The 16,742-nt window shown below is 72.8% G+C and carries 16 protein-coding genes; 11 read left to right on the top strand and 5 right to left on the bottom strand.

Features of this window, described 5'->3' with window-relative positions; all coding sequences use genetic code 11:
- The first annotated feature begins 449 nt into the window (after positions 1-449).
- A complete protein-coding gene (locus OO62_RS17340; RefSeq protein ID WP_033268308.1) occupies positions 450-761 on the top strand; it encodes a hypothetical protein in 312 nt (103 codons plus the stop codon).
- Positions 762-961: 200 nt separating this feature from the next.
- On the opposite strand, the gene OO62_RS17335 is transcribed toward OO62_RS17340, so the two are convergent.
- Entirely contained in the window at positions 962-1,579 is a 618-nt protein-coding gene (locus OO62_RS17335; protein ID WP_033268307.1) for a TetR/AcrR family transcriptional regulator, read from the bottom strand.
- Between the two features lie 370 nt (positions 1,580-1,949).
- Between OO62_RS17335 and OO62_RS40655 the strand changes: the two genes are divergently transcribed.
- Both OO62_RS40655 and OO62_RS17325 read left to right on the top strand, forming a co-directional pair.
- Positions 1,950-4,130, top strand: a complete 2,181-nt coding sequence (locus OO62_RS40655) for an FUSC family protein (RefSeq protein ID WP_338326206.1) — start codon at positions 1,950-1,952, stop codon at positions 4,128-4,130.
- A gap of 89 nt (positions 4,131-4,219) precedes the next feature.
- On the top strand, positions 4,220-4,726 hold the full coding sequence (locus OO62_RS17325; protein ID WP_033268306.1) for a MarR family winged helix-turn-helix transcriptional regulator: 507 nt from the start codon (positions 4,220-4,222) through the stop codon (positions 4,724-4,726).
- 175 nt (positions 4,727-4,901) lie between these two features.
- On the opposite strand, the gene OO62_RS17320 is transcribed toward OO62_RS17325, so the two are convergent.
- The gene (locus tag OO62_RS17320; RefSeq protein WP_228332573.1) at positions 4,902-5,954 is read right to left on the bottom strand and encodes a WD40/YVTN/BNR-like repeat-containing protein; all 1,053 of its coding nucleotides are present in this window, start codon (positions 5,952-5,954) and stop codon (positions 4,902-4,904) included.
- A gap of 629 nt (positions 5,955-6,583) precedes the next feature.
- On the opposite strand from OO62_RS17320, the gene ssgD (OO62_RS17315) reads away from it, so the two are divergent.
- Positions 6,584-7,009 carry a spore wall synthesis regulator SsgD gene (gene ssgD, locus OO62_RS17315; RefSeq protein ID WP_033268305.1) on the top strand — a complete coding sequence of 142 codons (426 nt, stop codon included), beginning with the start codon at positions 6,584-6,586 and terminating at the stop codon, positions 7,007-7,009.
- Positions 7,010-7,130: 121 nt separating this feature from the next.
- On the opposite strand, the gene OO62_RS17310 is transcribed toward ssgD (OO62_RS17315), so the two are convergent.
- Entirely contained in the window at positions 7,131-7,787 is a 657-nt protein-coding gene (locus tag OO62_RS17310) for a TetR/AcrR family transcriptional regulator (RefSeq protein ID WP_051733323.1), read from the bottom strand.
- Positions 7,788-8,036: 249 nt separating this feature from the next.
- Between OO62_RS17310 and OO62_RS17305 the strand changes: the two genes are divergently transcribed.
- The 3 genes from OO62_RS17305 to ssgD (OO62_RS17295) all read left to right on the top strand — a co-directional run bounded on the left by OO62_RS17305 (position 8,037) and on the right by ssgD (OO62_RS17295) (position 10,830).
- On the top strand, positions 8,037-8,555 hold the full coding sequence (locus tag OO62_RS17305; RefSeq protein ID WP_033268349.1) for a PH domain-containing protein: 519 nt from the start codon (positions 8,037-8,039) through the stop codon (positions 8,553-8,555).
- Entirely contained in the window at positions 8,552-10,150 is a 1,599-nt protein-coding gene (locus OO62_RS17300; protein WP_033268304.1) for a PH domain-containing protein, read from the top strand. Before OO62_RS17305 ends, OO62_RS17300 begins: the two co-directional genes overlap by 4 nt.
- 266 nt (positions 10,151-10,416) lie before the next feature.
- Complete coding sequence (gene ssgD / locus OO62_RS17295; protein WP_033268303.1) at positions 10,417-10,830, top strand: spore wall synthesis regulator SsgD; 414 nt, start codon at positions 10,417-10,419, stop codon at positions 10,828-10,830.
- Between the two features lie 293 nt (positions 10,831-11,123).
- On the opposite strand, the gene OO62_RS17290 is transcribed toward ssgD (OO62_RS17295), so the two are convergent.
- The gene (locus OO62_RS17290) at positions 11,124-11,900 is read right to left on the bottom strand and encodes a polysaccharide deacetylase family protein (RefSeq protein WP_033268302.1); all 777 of its coding nucleotides are present in this window, start codon (positions 11,898-11,900) and stop codon (positions 11,124-11,126) included.
- Positions 11,901-12,052: 152 nt separating this feature from the next.
- On the opposite strand from OO62_RS17290, the gene OO62_RS17285 reads away from it, so the two are divergent.
- The 4 genes from OO62_RS17285 to OO62_RS17270 are packed head-to-tail and all read left to right on the top strand — an operon-like array spanning position 12,053 to position 15,357.
- A complete protein-coding gene (locus tag OO62_RS17285) occupies positions 12,053-12,757 on the top strand; it encodes a response regulator transcription factor (protein WP_033268301.1) in 705 nt (234 codons plus the stop codon).
- Positions 12,754-14,289: an ATP-binding protein gene (locus OO62_RS17280; protein ID WP_051733321.1), complete on the top strand. Its 1,536-nt coding sequence runs from the start codon at positions 12,754-12,756 to the stop codon at positions 14,287-14,289. Before OO62_RS17285 ends, OO62_RS17280 begins: the two co-directional genes overlap by 4 nt.
- Positions 14,286-14,918, top strand: a complete 633-nt coding sequence (locus tag OO62_RS17275; protein WP_033268300.1) for a GerMN domain-containing protein — start codon at positions 14,286-14,288, stop codon at positions 14,916-14,918. The genes OO62_RS17280 and OO62_RS17275 overlap by 4 nt, the downstream gene beginning before the upstream one ends.
- Positions 14,919-14,955: 37 nt before the next feature.
- Entirely contained in the window at positions 14,956-15,357 is a 402-nt protein-coding gene (locus OO62_RS17270; protein WP_033268299.1) for a DnaJ family domain-containing protein, read from the top strand.
- A gap of 30 nt (positions 15,358-15,387) precedes the next feature.
- Here OO62_RS17270 and OO62_RS17265 read toward each other — a convergent pair whose 3' ends face one another.
- Complete coding sequence (locus OO62_RS17265) at positions 15,388-16,656, bottom strand: glycoside hydrolase family 183 protein (protein ID WP_033268298.1); 1,269 nt, start codon at positions 16,654-16,656, stop codon at positions 15,388-15,390.
- Between the last annotated feature and the right edge of the window lie 86 nt (positions 16,657-16,742).

Below are 16,742 nucleotides of genomic sequence, written 5' to 3'. Positions count from 1 at the left end.
AAGACGGCATACGAGATGCTCAGGAGTCTCGTGGGCTCGGAGATGTGTATAAGAGACAGAAGCTCAGCAAAGCGAGGGTTGCCGGAGGGCGGGGAGGACTAGCAGGTTCGGGAGGAGGGGCGGGACGTACCCGGGCGGGCGCGGGGCCCCGTGGCGCCCGCCGTAACGGGGGTGTCGACGATGGTTGACCGTTGGGGTGAGGGGCGGGACGACCTGGGAGTTTGCGGGTCTGCGGCGGCAGGTACGCGGGGTGCCGGTTGGTTTTGCGGGTTGCTCTGCGGCGGGGCGGTACGGGCACCGAGGGGGGCGCGCTTATGTCGCGGTTGTGTCCCCGTGTGGCACCCGGGGCTGGTTTTGCTGGGCGGGCATGGACAATGGGGAATGAACGTGCGAACCCAGAACGGGTTCGCGGGGGTGTCTGATTCTGAGTTTTTCTCGGGGGAGCTCACATGCGAAAGATCACGGCCATAGCGCTGGCGGCGGTGGCGTGCAGCGCCTCGCTGACCGTGGCCACCGCCTCGGACGCGGCCGCGGCCGGCCACTCGCCGCAGTGCGTGAAGGTGCGGAAGTACTTCAACAAGGGCCACGACCGGTACGTCCGCCTGACGAACCTGTGCGCCCAGCGCACCTCGTGCTTCATCATCGTCGTGCCGTACCACAAGGATCCTCACGGCCGCCTGCCCAAGGGTGCGACGAAGGACTTCCGCTACGGGACGACCTCGACGCCGCGAGCTCTGTACGTGCGGAACACCCCCTGCTGAGCCATGAGCTGAGCTGAGCCGCGAGCCGAGCCGCGCGGAGTACCGCCGGCCTCGCGGCGGGGCGGCTAGTCGCACGCCGTGCGCGGTGCAGTCGCGTGCGGAGGTTGGTCACGTACGAGGGCATGCCCTGGGCGACGGGATGCCTCAGATGACCGCCGGGTAGTCATGGCCGCGGGGCCGGGCGGCGCGCGCCTGTGGGGTCAGGCGCTCAGCGCGATGCCGTCCAGGACCATGGAGAGGTACTGGCGGGCGATCTCCTCGGGACTGTGCCGACCACCCGGCCGGTACCAGCTCGCCGCGATCCAGACGGTGTCGCGGACGAACCGGTAGGTGAGGCGGATGTCCAGGTCGGCGCGGAAGACACCGTCGGCGACACCCCGCTCCAGCGTGCCCAGCCATGCCTTTTCGAACTTCTGCTGGGAGTCGGCGAGATAGCGGAAGCGGGGCTGGGCGGAGAGATGCCTGGCCTCTTTCTGGTAGATGGCGACCGCGGCGCGGTGTCGGTCGATCTCCCGGAAGGACTCGGTGACCAGCGCTTCGATCGTCTCCCTCGGACCGAGCCCGGCGGCGAGTACGGCGTCGTAGCCGTCCCACAGCTCGGTCAGGAACGTGGAGAGGATCTCGTCGAGCATCGATTCCTTGGAATCGAAGTGGTAGTAGAGGCTGCCCGCGAGCATGCCGGCCTCGTCGGCGATCCGGCGGACGGTCGTCGCGTTGTAGCCCTGGGCGGCGAAGACCTCGGCCGCGGTGTTGAGCAGTTCGCGGCGGCGCTCCGGGGAGGCGTTCGCAGTGGTCGTCTTCTTCTTGGCGGATGGCACCCGGTCATTGTCGCCCCCCGACTGTCAAGGGTGGAGCGCAGGCCATGGGGCCCGACGGAGGACGGCGGATCCCTGACTTCCGTGACGTGGGTGTGGGCGGACCCTGGGCTAATATTTCGCTAGTAAAACACCTGTTAAGCTTCTTGGTATGGGGAAGCACGCGAAGCCTGCAGGGAAGAGAGGGGGCGCGCGGCCGGGGAGCACGGTGCGTGCCCGGCCGTTGCCGATCAAGAGCACCGTGCGGCTGCGCCGCCCCGTCGACATCTGGCACAAGCCGGCGCTCAGCGCTGTCGTGGCGCTGGCGATTCCCGATGCCACTCTGTACGCCCTGGGCCGGCTGGATCTGGTCCTCTACACCTCGGCCGGGGCGATGTGCGCCCTGTATGCGCACGGTCTGCCGTACGCCGCTCGTGCCCGGGCCCTGCCGTGGGTGGTGCTGGGCATGGTCGCCAGCCTGGGGATCGCGTTGACCGCCGCGTCGCTCGTGACGTCGACGGCGCTGCTGGTCGTCCTCGCCTCGCTGGTCGCCGCGGCCCACAAGATGATCTGTGACGCGACGCGGATCGGCCCGCCGGGGAACCTCATCCTGACCTTCATCGCGGCTTCGGCCTTCTTCGTGCCGCAGCAGCTGGGGCAGGTGCCGCTGCATCTGGGGCTGGCACTCGGCACCGGCGCGCTCGCCTGGCTCGTGTGCATGGCGCCGGCCCTGATCCGGCCCCAGGGGCCGGAGCGGATCGCCACCGCCCGGGCGCTGGAGGCCGCGGCGGGGCTGTTGCGTACGGAGTCGGAGGTGGCCGGTGCGGCGGCGGGTGGGGCCGCACCGGGCGCTCGTGACGTGGCGCAGGCGCGGCACGGCGCCGCGGCGGCCGTGAATGCGGCCTGGCACACGTTCTTCCTGGTCCCTCCCGCGCGTACGCCGGAGAAGGCCGCGGCGCGTGCCGGCCTCGAACGTCTGCTGGTGCGCGCGGAGGCGGCGCTGGGCGACGCCGGCGCTGAGGAGGAGGCCCAGGGCGGGGTGGGGAGCGAGCCACACGTTCTGTCCGGCGTCGGCTTGCTCTCTCCGCACCACCGGTCCGACGCCGCCCCCTCCCTCTCGCACGGCCACCTCGGTGGCGATCCGTTCCCCTCGCACGACCAGCCCGGTGCCGGCCCGTTCCCCTCGCACGACCAGCCCGGCGCAGGCCCGTTTCCCTCGCGCGACCAACTCGGTGCCGACCCCTTCGCGTCGCACGTCCGGTCCGGTGTCGGCCGGCTCGCGTGCGACAGCCGGTCCGCCGCCGGCCCGTTCCCTTCGCACGTCCGGTCCGGTGAAGGCCGGCGCGTCGGTGGGGTGGACCGGGAGGCCCTCGTGGGCCCGGTGGTGGACCGTGAGGCCGAAGCCGAACGGTTGCGTGTCTGGGCGCGGGATCTGCGGCGGGGGCGTCCGTTGCCGTGGGTTGCGCTGTCGGCGGCGCAGGCCGAGGAGCTGCGGGGCATCGAGGCCGTGGAGGAGAGCCTGGAGGGACGTACGGCGCGCGCCGTGGGGCGGGCGGAAGCGCACCTCGCGGGGCGGCCCGGCGGGCACGTCGCGGGGCGCACCGCTGGACGGGCTGAGGCGCACCTCGCGGGGCGCGCCACGGCCATGGGCGGAAGTGAGCTGGGCGGGGCGGGAGTCGCGGGGTTGCGGCGGCCTGTGCCGGGGTGGCCGCGCGGGCTGCGGGCGGTCCTCGCCCGGCTCGCGCCCGGTTCCCCGCTGCTGCCCATAGGGGCACGGGTGGCCGTCGGGTGTGCGCTGGCGGGCTGGGCGTCGATGGCGGTCGGCGTCGGGCACCCGTACTGGGCCGTGGTCACCGCTGCCTCCATCTACCAGGCCAACACCACCCTCTCCTGGCAGCGCGCGTTGCAGCGCACCCTCGGCAATCTGCTCGGGCTGGGGTTGTTCACCGCGCTGCTGCCGCTGATCCACACCGGGCAGCTCGCGATGATCGCGTTGGCGCTGGCCTTCCAGATCGGCGCGGAGGCGTGCATCACCCGTAACTACTGGCTGGGCTCGGTGTGGGTCACGCCGATGGCCCTGCTGTTGACCGAATTCGGTAGCCATCTGCCGGCAACGACGCTGATCGCGGACCGCTGGATCGACACCGTGGTGGGTGCGGGGGTGGGCCTGGTCTGCTGCATCGCCGTGACGAATCGGCGGGCGGCGGACCGTATCGACGTCGCGCTGGAGCGGGTGGCGCGGGCGGAGGCCGCCGCCTCCCGGCTGCTGGCGGCGGGCCCGGCGGATGGGGCGGGAGCAGCGGACGGTACGGGGCGGACGCAGACGACGCAGACGCCGGAAGGGACAGCAGGGACGGCAGGGGCGGCGGGGGCCGACGACGCTCTGGAGGCCGGTTGGGCGCGGGATCGGCTGGTCGGCGCGCTGGTCGAGCTGCGCGAAGCCGCGGAGGTGGCGGCCGGCGAGTGGTGGCAGCGCGCCCTGCCGGAGGAGCGGATCGCGCACGCCGAGCAGCAGGGGCATCGTGCGCTGGCGGGTCTGGTCCGGCGGCTTTCGGCGCCGGCGCTGGCCGCCTGAACTGCGCGCCCGGGCGCCCGCCCGCGCGGCGGCCGGCGACCTGCGGAAGGCACAATTGGGGGCGTACGGAATGGCCGAGAGGAGTGCGGGTGACCGAGGACATCGTCGCAGGGGTGCTGCGCCAGTGGCAGCAGGTGCACCCCGGGCTGGACACCGGCCCGATGGCGGTGATCGGGCGGCTCAACCGCTGTTCCGCGCTGCTGCAGCAGGCGGCCGACGCGCCGCTGCGACGGGCCGGGCTCACCCGTCCGGAGTTCGACATCCTCGGTACGTTGCGCCGGATGGACCGCGAGCTGACCCCGGGGCGGGTGGCCCGTGAGACGTTCGCTTCCGGCGCCGCGGTGACCAAGCGCGTGCGGCAGTTGGAGGAGCGGGGACTGATCGCGCGGCGGCCCGACGACCGGGACCGGCGGGTCGCGCATCTCTCGCTCACCGACGAGGGACGCGAAACCATCGACCGGCTCCTGCCCGAACAGCTCCGGTACGAGGCCGCGCTGCTCGACGGCATCGGTGATCAGCGGCAGGAGGAACTCTCCGAGGCGCTGGGCGAGTTGTTGGTCGTGCTGGAAGGGCGGCTCGGCAGCTTGATGGAGTGAGGCGGGCGGCGGACGCCCCCGCCGCCCCCACACTCGCAACCCGCGCCCGCCCCCACCTCCGCGCCCTCGCCCACACCCTCCCCCGCACAGATTCTTCTTCCCGGTGGGCAGGCGTACCCGCCGCGCGAACCCGGCGGCCTCGGATCCGTACGTTCCGGCCGCCGGGCCGCGTCCCTCACGGTTCCAGGCGTGCGATCCGGCCTCGTTCGCCGGCGGCCCAGCAGCCCAGGTCAGGGGTGCAGTCGACGGTGTCGTACGAGCCGTTGTCGAAGGAGTGCCAGGTACGACCGCCGTCCAGCGTGAGGTCGCTGCCGGACGGGCCCACGGCCAGCGCGAGGCGTCGGGAGTGCGGGAGCCAGGCGACGCCGGAGCGGTATGCCTGCGGGGGTGCGGGGGTCGCCTTCCAGCTGGCGCCGGCGTCGTTGCTGAGGGCGGCGGCGTGGGGCGAGGGCTGGTCGGGGCGATAGTCGCCGCCGACCGCGAGGCCGTGGGTGCGGTCGCGGAACGCGAGGGCGAAGACGCCGCGGGCCGGGTCGCCCGCCGGGAGGGGCGCGTCGCTGACCGACCAGGTACGGCCGCGGTCGGCGGTGTGCAGGACGCGGGCGGTGGCCGCGCCACCGGTGGCGATCCAGGCGTCGTGGCTGCCGCTGGAGACCAGGCACTGACCGCTGGCGGCGAACGCGGCCTCGCCGTCCTGCGCCGGGGGCATCCCGTCCGACGGCAGTACGCGCCAGCTGCGTCCGCCGTCCCCGGTGGACAGGATGCGGTACTTGCCGTCAACGGGGTCGCTGAGTGCGATGCCGTGGCGCCGGTCGAAGAAGGTGAGGCAGTCGTAGAAGGCGCGGGGATCGGCGTTGCGGAAGCTTTCGGTCCAGGTGGCCCCCGCGTCGTCGGTACGGAAGACCCGCGAGGCCGCTCCCTCGCCGATCGCGAGGATCACCGCCCGGCGCGCGTCAAGTGCCTCGATGTCGCGGAACTCCAGCGCCCCGGCACCGGGCGGGGAGATGTCGGTCCAGTGTTTGCCCCCGTCGTGGGTGCGCAGGACGGTGCCGGACGTACCCGCGACCCAGGCGGTGGTACGGCTGACGGCCGCCAGGCCGCGGAAACGGGCGGTGCTGCCGCTGCCCTTGAGGCGCCAGTGCCAGCCGGCGTCCGGGGTGGGACGCGTGGCGGCCGAGGGTGCTGCGCCGACCGGTGCGGCCGCCGCCTGTGGGACGGCGGACGGCACCGCGAACGCCGTAAGCGCCGTAATTGCCGTAAGCGCCGTAAGTGTCGCGGCAGCGGAAAGGGCGGCGCCCCGACGCAACGGCCTCCGTGCGGAACCAGGGGCAGGCTGCCTTCCCTTGTCGTACCTGCCCGAAATCCAGCCGCTGCACAACGAGCGCCCCATGCGCCGCATTCGCCCCACCCCGCTCAGGTTGTGCGCTGGAAGCTAGTCCAGCCCGACCTTCCCGTCCAGACCACAAGAAGGCCGGTGAACAGCCGGCGCGGTGGGCACAGTCAGCACAGTCGACGCAACCAAGGCAGTAAGGGCAGTAAGGACAGCAAGGGCAGTAACCGCAATAGGAACAGACAGAACAGACAGAGGAGTCAGAGCAGTCAGGACAATCAGGGCGAGTTGAGTGCGCGGCAGACGCGCGGGTTCCTCGTAATGCCCCGGCTTGCGCCGCCGACCGCGGATACTGACATAACGTCAACCGCTCGTCGGCGTCGCCAAAGAGGGCATTTCGCAAAATTCAACGGCGCGTGACACAGGTCACGTGGGTTCCATGGGAATCCAATGCACCTCACGCGACGGCCCGGCCGTCCTAGTGGTTGTAGACCCAGGAATTCGCAACAATTGCAAGGGAGCCGGCGATGTCCAGCGTCATCGACCAAGCCGTTCAGGCCCGACTCATCGCAAGCGCTCCCCAGTCGCGGGCAATCCCGGCGAGCCTGCGCTACGACCGCGCCGACCCCTTCGCGGTTCGCTTGGCCTTTCCGCCCGCCGCTTCGCTGGACGGGGCGGAAGTGACCTGGACGTTCGCGCGGGAACTGCTGGAGGAGGGTCTGCGCGAGCCGGCCGGTGCGGGCGACGTGCAGATCTGGCCGGCCAATCCCGACGGCGAACGCGACGTGGTCGTGGTGGAGTTCCACACCCTCGACGGGATGGCCCTGGTGCAGTTCGACGCGCAGGACCTGCGGAGTTTCCTGGACCAGGCGTACGAGATCGTGCCCAGGGGCGGCGAGATCCAGCATCTGGACGTCGAGGCCGACTTGGCCGCCCTGCTGCGCGGGGCGTGAAGCCGGAGCTCCACCCACCCGTTCCCGTTCCGGACACGCCTGATCGCGTCCCTCCCCCCGAGCGACTGACGCCTCCTGGCCGGCCCGACCGCCGTACCGGCCCGACCCTCCCGCGCCCCTCCTACCGCCCCGCCCCCTCCCTCCCCTTCACCCTCTCCTGCCCCTCCACTCCCTCCCCGGCGTCCCCGAACAGGTGCGCCAGTTTCAGGTCGAGCATGCGGAGCGCGTCCTGCGGCTCATGGACGCCCAGCAGGACGTAGGTGGCGAGCCCGTCGACGGCGCTGATCAGCAGCATCGCCTCGTCCTCGGTCGCACGCTCCGGGGATAGCTCACCCCGTTCGGCGGCCCGCCGGAGCTGGTCGGCGAAGAAGGCGCGGAGCTGCGGGATGCCGTGCTGCGCTTCGGCGCGCAGGGCGGGGTCGTGCACGGCGCGGGCGTAGTACGCGGCGCCGACCAGGAGACCGATGCGGCTCTTGTCGTCCAGCGGCAGCATGCCGGACAGGCAGGCGCGCAGGACGGCGCGTGGTGTGGGTTCCTGGTCGAGCGATTCGATGCGTTCGCGGATCCGGCCGGCCGCCAGCCGGTTGATGTGCTGGAGGGCGAACACCAGCATTTCGTCCTTGGTGCGGAAGTAGTGCTGCAGCCGGCCGAGCGAGATGCCGGCCTCGGCAGCGACGTCGCGCAGGCTGGCGCCGTCCAGCCCGCGGGTGCTGGCGATCCGCCAGAGCGCCTCGGAGATTTCCTGGCGCCTGGCTTCGTGGTCCACCTTCTTGGGCACGGACGCGACTTCTTTCTTGCGGTGGGCGGGAGCGCAGGGGCTGCCCTGCTCCCGCCCCGGGCTTGGTGGCTTCGCGGGCTTTGTGACCTCCGGCGCACCACGGTTCTCGTGCGTGAAGGGCCTTTCCCGAAGTCGGCGACATGTCGGGCAGGGCCCGGCGTGCAGCCGCCCGGTCCGCTTTTACAAGTCGCTCGTACGGTTATAACGTACCCGTACTCAATACGCTTGACTTGGAAACCGGTGACCCGCATGCCCGAACCCGCCACCCCGCTGCTGCGACCGCCCCGCCACCGCGTCGATCCCCGGGCGCGCCGCTGGTGGACGCTCCAGGCCCTGCTGACCCTCAGCGGCCCGATGCTGCTGATCGCGCTCGTGATGGCGGTGCTGTCGATACTGTTCTTCCCCGGCGCGCTGCCGTGGCTGGGGCCGTTGCTGCTGGTCGTGCTCGTCGTGCCGGCCGTCGGCTATCTGCTGGTGATGCCCCGGTGGCGGTACGCGGTGCACGCGTGGGAACTGGGCGGGCGTGCGGTGTACGCGGCGGGCGGCTGGTTCTGGCAGAAGCGGCGGATCGCGCCGCTGTCCCGGGTGCAGACCGTGGACACCGTGCGTGGTCCGCTGCAGCGGCGGTACGGGCTGGCGACGGTGACCGTGACCACCGCCTCGACCGCGGGTGACATCAAGATCGCCGGACTGTCCGACGCGGACGCCGAGGAGCTGTCCCGGCGGATCGGTGAGGCCGCGCAGGACGTACCGGGTGATGCCGCATGAGCGCGCCCCGGGACCCCGGGACGCCCGGGCTCGCGCCGACCGCGTCCGGCACGTCCCCCACCGCTCACCCTGACGCTCCCCCTTCCGCGCCCGCCACCGCTCCCCCCACCTCAACCGCACCGTGGCGGCGGCTGGACCCCCGTACGCTGCTGGTGCACTGCGGCTGGATGGGGGCGCCGCTCGCCTCACTGGCGCTGACGGCGCTGGCCACCGGAGGGCGGATCACCACCGGCGCCTGGATCACGCTCGCCGCCATCGCCGCCTCGTTCGCCGTCGTCACCACGCTCGGGCTGATCCGGTGGGCCCGTACGGAATTCCGGGTCACCGCGGACACCCTGGAGGTACGGAGCGGGCTGCTGAACCGGCGGTTGCGGAGCGTGCCGCTGCGCCGGATCCGCACCGTCGACCTGACGGCGTCGCCACTGCACCGGCTGCTGGGCGTGACCGTCCTGCGGGCGGGTACGGCGGGCTCGGGGGACGGCGGCAGCGAGCTGTCGCTGGAGGCGCTCACGGTCGCCGAAGCGGACCGACTGCGAGCGGAGTTGCTCGCCCGGGCCGAGGCCGAGGGCGCGGCGGACGACCCGGTGGTGGCGCGGATCAGCTGGCGCTGGCTGCGCTATGCGCCGCTGACCTTCTGGGTCGTCGGCGGGGTGTTCGTCGTGGCGGGGTCGGTCTACCGGGCGCTGGACGGGATGGGCATCGAGCCGTGGAAACTCGGCTTCGTGCAGCGGGCGTTCGCCGAATTCGGCGCGAGCGCGCTGTGGCTGACGGTGCCGGCGGCACTGCTGGTCGTGCTCGCGCTCGGCTCGGTCGGCGCGATCGCTCTCTACGTCGAGAACTGGTGGCACTACAGCCTGGAGTGGACCGACGCCCGCTCGCTGCGGGTGCGCCGCGGGCTGTTCACCACCCGCTCGGTGACCATCGAAGGGACCCGGCTGCGGGGTGTGCTGCTACGCGAACCGCTGCTGCTGCGGGCCGGCGGCGGCGCACTGGTCCGCGCGGTGGCCGGCGGGCTGGGCAACCGTGAGGAGAACCGCAAGCGCAGTGGGCTGCTGCCGCCGGCGCCCCGCACGGAGGCGCTGCGGGTCGCGAGCGGCGCGCTGCGGGCGGCGTTCCCGGAGGCCGAGCCGTTGACCGGGCATCCGCGGGCGGCGCTGCGCCGGCGGCGGACGCGCGGCCTGCTGTTCGTGGTGGTGCCCGGCGCTGCCGTCCTCGCGGGTCTCGGTGTGGCGTTCACGCCCGTACTGCTGCACTGCGCGTGGATCTACGCGGCGGTCACCACGCCGGTGGTGTGGTGGCTGGCCCGCGACGCGTACCGCAGTCTGGGGCACGGCATCCGCGGGGCGTACCTGGTCGCCCGGTCGGGGACCTTCAGCCGCGACACCCTGGCGCTCCAGCGGTCGGCGATCGCCGCCTGGACGTTCTCCACCTCGCCGTTCACCCGCCGCTCCGGGCTGGTGACGCTGACCGCGGCGGTCGCGGCGGGCGAGGACGGATACCGGGTCCGGGACCTCGCGGCCGAGGCGGCGCCTGGCTTCGCGGCGGCGGTGACCCCGGGGTTGCTCGACGAGTTCCTGGTCCACCGGCAGGGCTAGCCCCCGGGCCCGTCGGGAGGGCCCGTTCCGGTCCACCGGAAGGGCCCGTTCCCGGTCCGCCGGGACGGCGCGTGCCCGGCCCACCCGGTGGCGCGGCTGCGTGGGAGGCGCCAGGGGGCGCCAACTGCCATAGGCGAGGGGGATATCCAGCACACCCCCGTCAACATGAGATACATCACACCCCTGTCGCGTGCACGGCGAGAGTGGGCACACCGTCTTACTGGACGAGCCTTGCCCATGCCCGACAGCCGTGAGGGAGCAGCGCGATGAACACCGTCATCGACCAAGCCGTCCAGGTCCGTCTCATCGCGACGACTCCCGGCCCGTACGCGGTCCCCGCGATGCTGCATTACCAGCCCGCCGACCCGCTCGCGGTGCGGATGTCCTTTCCGCCGGAGATATCGCTGGACGGCTCGGCGGTGGACTGGGCGTTCGCCCGTGAGCTGCTGGACGAGGGGCTGCGGGCGCCGGCCGGGCGGGGTGACGTGCGGGTGCGGCCGAGCGGCCCGGACCGCACGGTGATGGAGTTCCACGCCGACGAGGGCATCGCGATGGTGCAGTTGAGAACCGAGGACGTGCGGCAGTTCCTCGCCCGTTCCTACGCGGTCGTGCAGGCGGGCAGCGAGTCGGCGCACCTGGGCATGGACCGCGCCCTGGCGGAACTGTTCGGCGCAGCGTGAGCCGCTGACGGCTGACGGGCGGGCCGGGCGCGGGGAACGGAAGCGCCCGGCGGGCCGGCCGGCCGGAAACGGACTTCAGCACCCGGCGACACACGGCGACGCCCACGTCCGGCGCCGAAAACGGCGCAGAAACCTGCGCAGAAGCCGCGGAACCCAGCGACCCGGCACCCCCACACGCACCGGAAACCAGCACCGGCACCCCCAAACGCACCGGTGCGGCCGCCGGCCCCGCGAAGGACCAACTGCCGCACCGGCGCCGTCCCGCCGTTCCTGGCGCTGCCGAAGCGCCGTTCCTAGCGCTTGGGGAATCCGAATCCGTAGCCCTGCTGCTTCATCCAGGGCAGCAGCCGGTCCAGAGAAGCGACGGTTCGGGAGCGGTCGCCGCCGCCGTCGTGGAAGAGGACCGTGGGGCCGTTGGTGAGTTCGCCGCGTACCGTCGCGTCGATCGCCTCGACGCTGCCGCTCTCGAAGTCCTTACTGTCGACGTTCCAGCCGAGCGGGCGCATGCCGTGGTCGGCGGCGAGCCGGCGGCTGTAGGGAGTGAAGGCGCCGCCGGGGGCGCGGTAGTACTCGACCTTCGCGCCGCCCGCCGCGTCCTCGATCATCTTCTGCGCGTCGAGTATCTGCCGGGACTGGTAGCTGTCCGGCTGGTGGTCCATGCCGGTGTTGTGGCTGACGGTGTGGTCGCAGAGCTTGTGCCCGGCGGCCACCACCTGCTGGACCAGCTCGGGGTGGGCCCGGGCCTGCGGGCCGATCATGCAGAAGACCGCCTTGACGTCATGCTTCTTCAGCACCTCCAGCACCTTCGGGGTCCAGACGGGGTCCGGGCCGTCGTCGATGGTGATGTTGAGGCTGCGGCCGGGGCGGTCCGAGGCGTGCACGATGGACGGGTCGACGGGGGCGATGCGGGGCGCCTTCTTGGGCTGCTGGGAGTTGCTGAGGGTGTCCGCCTCGGCCTGGGAGGGCCCGCCGAGTTGGCCGGAGGCGATCGCCCCGACGATCCCCAGCGACACCACGGCCGCCGCCACCACTCCGATGATCCCGCCCTCAATGCCGAAGCGCCGCGCCATCGTTATCCCGTCCCTCGTGCCGTGCTGGTGTCCGTACCGGACGGCGCCGGGCGCTGGTCCGCCCGGCCGCCTTCCACCACCACAGATGCACGGGGGAGCGAGCAGGCTGCTCCTGTTACGGATCCATCATGAAACTTATTGATACTGGACCCATGCCACGTGTACTTCTGATCGAGGACGACGCCGCCGTACGGGACGGGGTGACCCTGGCGCTACGGCGGCGCGGCCACGAAGTGGCGGCGGCGGCCAGCGGGGAGGAGGGCCTCGCGGTCCTGCCGGGTTTCCGGCCCGACATCGTGCTGCTCGACCTGATGCTGCCCGGCAAGGACGGCTTCCAGGTGTGCCGGCTGATACGCGCCGAGCGGCAGCTGCCGATCATCATGCTCACCGCACGTGGCGACGATCTCGATGTGGTGCTCGGCCTGGAGGCGGGCGCCGACGACTACATCGTCAAACCGGCCCGTGGTGAGGTCCTGGAGGCCCGGATCCGGGCGGTGCTGCGTCGTACGGCGCTGCCCGCCGACGGTGCGCCGGCCGTGGAGCCGGGGCCCGCTCCGGTCGAGACGTACGGCGAGCTGGCCATCGACCGGGCCGGGCTGGTGGTCGGCAAGGGTGGCCAGGACCTGGCGCTGGCGCCCTCCGAGATGAAGCTGCTGCTGTTCCTGTCGGCCACCCCGGGGCAGGTCTTCAGCCGTCAGCAGCTGCTGGAACACGTCTGGGAGCACAGCTATCACGGCGATGCGCGGCTGGTGGACGCCTGTGTGATGCGGCTGCGGACGAAGATAGAGGACATCCCGCGCAGCCCCCGTTACGTGCAGACCGTGCGCGGCTTCGGCTACCGCTTCGGGCCGCTGTGAACCGCCTCGGCCGCCGGGTGCCGTCGCGCACCCTGCTGCGCGGACTGCGGGCCCGGCTCGTGGTGGGGTTCCTGGTGGTGGCCGCCGTCAGCGCGCTGACCACCGCGCTGCTGACCTACCGCGAGGCCCGTAACGCCATCCTCCAGCGCTCCCAGGACATCGCCGTCAACGATCTGCGCGCGCAGGTCAATTCGCTGGCGCCGGAGCTCACGGTGCCGCCGGCGCAGGCGGACCTGGACAACTTCCGGGTCCAGCTGGAGCGCTCCGGAAAATCCCGCGAATGGGATATTTCGGTGCATTACCGCGGCGTGCCGGACAGCGACGAGGGCGGGCTGCGGCGCGGGGTGGTGATCCCCGCCGACCTCAAGTCGTCGGTGGAGAAGCGCCATGTGCCGGCCTTCCAGCGCATCGACCGGGCCGGTGCCCCCTGGCTGGTGATCGGCATGCCGGTCCGGCAGTCCGACGGCCAGGCGTCCGCACTGTCCGTCTACGCCCAACTTCCACTGAGCGCGGAGGAAGCCAACGTCGAGGCGCTGGTGAGCGCCGCACAGCGGGGCGCGCTGCCGGTGCTCATCCTCGCGGTGATCCCGGCGCTGCTCGCCGCGCGCGGGGTGCTGCGGCCCGTACGGGGCCTGCGGCAGGCCGCCGGGCGGATCGCCGAGGGCAAGCTGGACACCCGGCTGGAGGTCAAGGGCGCCGACGAACTCGCCGATCTGTCGCGGACCTTCAACGACATGGCGGCCCGGCTGGAGGAGAGCATGGCCGAGCTGCGCCGGCTGGAGGCCAACTCCCGGCGGTTCGCGGCCGATGTCTCGCACGAGCTGCGGACGCCGCTGGCGGCGATGACCGCGGTCACCGACGTGCTCGACGAGGACGCCGACTCCCTCGACCCCGACACCGCCTCCGCGGTCCGGCTGATCAGCCAGGAGACCGGCAAGCTGGCGCGGATGGTGGAGGACCTGATGGAGGTCTCCCGGTTCGACGCGGGCGCCGCGGCGCTGCACCCGGACGAGGTGGACGTCGGCGAGACCATCCGGAAGACGCTGCAGGCCAGGGCCTGGCAGAAGCGGGTGACGGCGGAGCTGCCGGAGGACGTGCGGGCCCGGCTCGATCCGCGGCGGCTCGACGTGGTGGTCGCCAACCTGGTCGGCAATGCGCTGCACCACGGCGGCGAGCCGGTCCGGGTGGTGCTGCACGCGCCGGAGCCCGGCGCGGACCGGCTGCTGATCGAGGTCTTCGACAGCGGCCCCGGCATAGACCCCGAGGTGCTGCCGCACGTCTTCGAGCGCTTCTACAAGGCGGACTCGGCCCGCGCCCGCTCGGAGGGCAGCGGCCTGGGCCTGGCCATCGCGATGGAGAACGTCCGGCTGCACGGCGGGACGATGCGGGCCGCCAACTGCCCCGAGGGCGGTGCGGTGTTCACGGTCGATCTGCCGCTGCGGCACGACGAGCCGAACGAGACGGCGGACGCGGAAGGGGCGGACGCGACGAGCGCCGCGGGCCCCCGCACCGCGAAGGAGAACGACGTATGAGCACCACGAACGCCCCCGTACGGCGAGCGGCACGGACCCGGCGGGTGGTCGGCGGCGTGGTCTCCGGCGCACTGGCCGGTGCGCTGGCCGGCTGCGGCATCGCGCCCACGGACGTGATCGATGCCGGTGAGCCGGCGAGCGGGGTCAAGTCACCGGGCCAGCCGGCGGCCGACGTCCAGCTGTTCTTCTACGGGCCGTCCGGGCTGCGCTCGGCGACCCGCCCGGCGAAGGCCCCGGTCGATCCCGAGCAGGCCATCCAGCTGCTGATGGACGGGCCGAACCACGCCGAGCGGATGCGGGGCCTGTCCAGTGTGCTGCCGAAGTTCCCCGGCCGGCTGACCGCCGCCACCGGCGAGGGCACCGTCGTGATCACCCTGCCGATGAACGCCAAGCTGCTGGACTCCGCCTCGCTGAACCAGCTGGTGTGCACCGCGGCCAACGCCCGGGTGCCCGGGAACAAACCAGCCGGGCAGGTCGTCGTGACCCTGGTGGGCGACAGGGTGCGGGTCGGCCCCATGGTGTGCGGCGGCAACAACGCCTTCCCGGTGGTCCAGCCCACCCCGACGGTCTCGCAGCCCAGTCCCACCGGCACCAGCACCGGCTCCGGCAGCATCGGCGGCGTAGGCTGACAGCACCGGCAAAGAGGCCACGGTACGGGGAGATGTGATGACCGAGCGCAAACCCCCTGGGGTCACCTTCGAGACCTGGGTCGACAGGCAGATCCGTGAGGCGACGGAGCGCGGCGACTTCGCCCGCCTGCCCGGCGCCGGCAAGCCCCTCCCCCACCTCGACCAGCCGTACGACGAGATGTGGTGGATCAGGGAGAAGATGAGCCGGGAGCACCTCTCCTGTCTGCCGCCGACCCTCGCCCTGCGCAAGGAGGCCGAGGAGGCCCTGAAGGCGGCGGCCGTCGCGCCCAGCGAGGCCGCCCTGCGCCGCATCCTGACGGCCGTCAACGACAAGATCCGTGCGGCGCTGCGCACCCCGCTGGAGGGCCCGCCGCTCAACCTCACCCCGTACGACATCGACGAGCGGGCCCGTGAGTGGCGGGAGCGGCACGGCAGTTGAGCGGACGCGGCGGCCCGTTCCGGCCCGTTGTCACGCCGCCGGTCCCAGGCGGACGCGCAGGAAGCACGGGCGGTACAGCGCGACATCTCCGTTGAGCCGGGAGTCGGGCGGGACGCCGGGCGGGCCCAGCCAGTTGATGTCGTAGCTGAGCAGCAGCCGGCCGTCCGCGGTGAATTCCGGGTGGGCCTGGGGGTTGTAGACGACGACGTGCCGCGGGTCGGGCGCCGGCGGACGGGGCGGGGTGAGGTGCCCGTGCGGGCCGTGCCAGGGGCCCTGGGGTGCGCAGGCCCAGTAGCTGGTGAGGGAGCGCATCCCGGCGGAGCCGTCTCCCCCGGTGTCCATGGTGAACAGCACCCAGGCCGGGCCGTCGCGGACGACGGTGAAGGCGCTGCCGACGCCCCGCCGGCCGGCGACCCGCAGCACCGGCCGGGCCCGCTCCGGCCGCCGTTGCCACCGGCCGCCGTCCCGGAACCGCCAGCTCCCCCGGTCGGCGAGCCGCCCGGCCGGGACCCGGGCGAGCCAGGCGCCGGAGCCGGGTGCGGACGGCGGGTCGTCGCCGCCGAAGACGTAGGTCCAGTCGCCGTGCCGGACCGCGGCGGCCCCGTAGAGGACCCGTTCGCCCGGGTCGGCGGCGGTCCGGCCCACGGCCTCGCGGATGCTCTCCAGCCGCAGGCCGGGCAGCGAGAGGGTGGCGACCTCGGTGGCGCGTGGCACCCCGAAGATCCACGGTCCCGTCCCGGGCGCGCGGTTCCACAGCAGGACCCGGACGACCTTCTCGTGCGCTCCGGGCGTACGCGGCTCCACCACCGCCCGCACCGGCCAGCGCAGGCCGCCGCCCGGCGGGTCGGGGAAGAACGGCCCCGGGGCGGACGGCGGGCCGCCGGTCAGGGTGCGTTCCGGCCGGCCCGAACGGGACATCAGCACGGCGGAGTTGTGCCGCAGGAGTGGCGTTCCGCCGCCGTCGGCGGTGCGGCGGTGCGGCCCGCCCCGCCGGCCGGGCGGTGGCTGGATGCGGTCGAGGTAGGTGTCGGAGAAGAGCCAGAGCGTACGGCCGTCGGGGAGGCGCACCGAGTGGGTGCCGTCGCCGCCCGTCCAGTCGTCGCCCCGGGTGTTGTCGTCGCCGTAGCGGGCGAACGCGGCGGTGCGGCGGGAATCGACCGACCAGGAGGCGATCCGGCGGCCGGTGCAGGGTGCGGCACGGTCGGGCGCGGCGTCTCCCGGCAGCGTCCAGAGGGGGGCGGTGGCGGCCAGCAGCAGGGCCGCGGCGGTCGTGGTGCGCGGGGTCGGTGCCGTGGGCATCGCGTTCCTCGTTCGGGTGCGGTGCCCACCGTACAGAACCGGTCAGTGACGCATAGATATGAACATCCATGAGTGGTCAACGAGTG

Origin of the sequence: Streptomyces lydicus (assembly GCF_000717345.1) — a bacterium.
Classification (GTDB): Bacteria; Actinomycetota; Actinomycetes; order Streptomycetales; family Streptomycetaceae; genus Streptomyces; species Streptomyces lydicus.
This window is presented reverse-complemented; position numbering and strand designations above follow the sequence as displayed.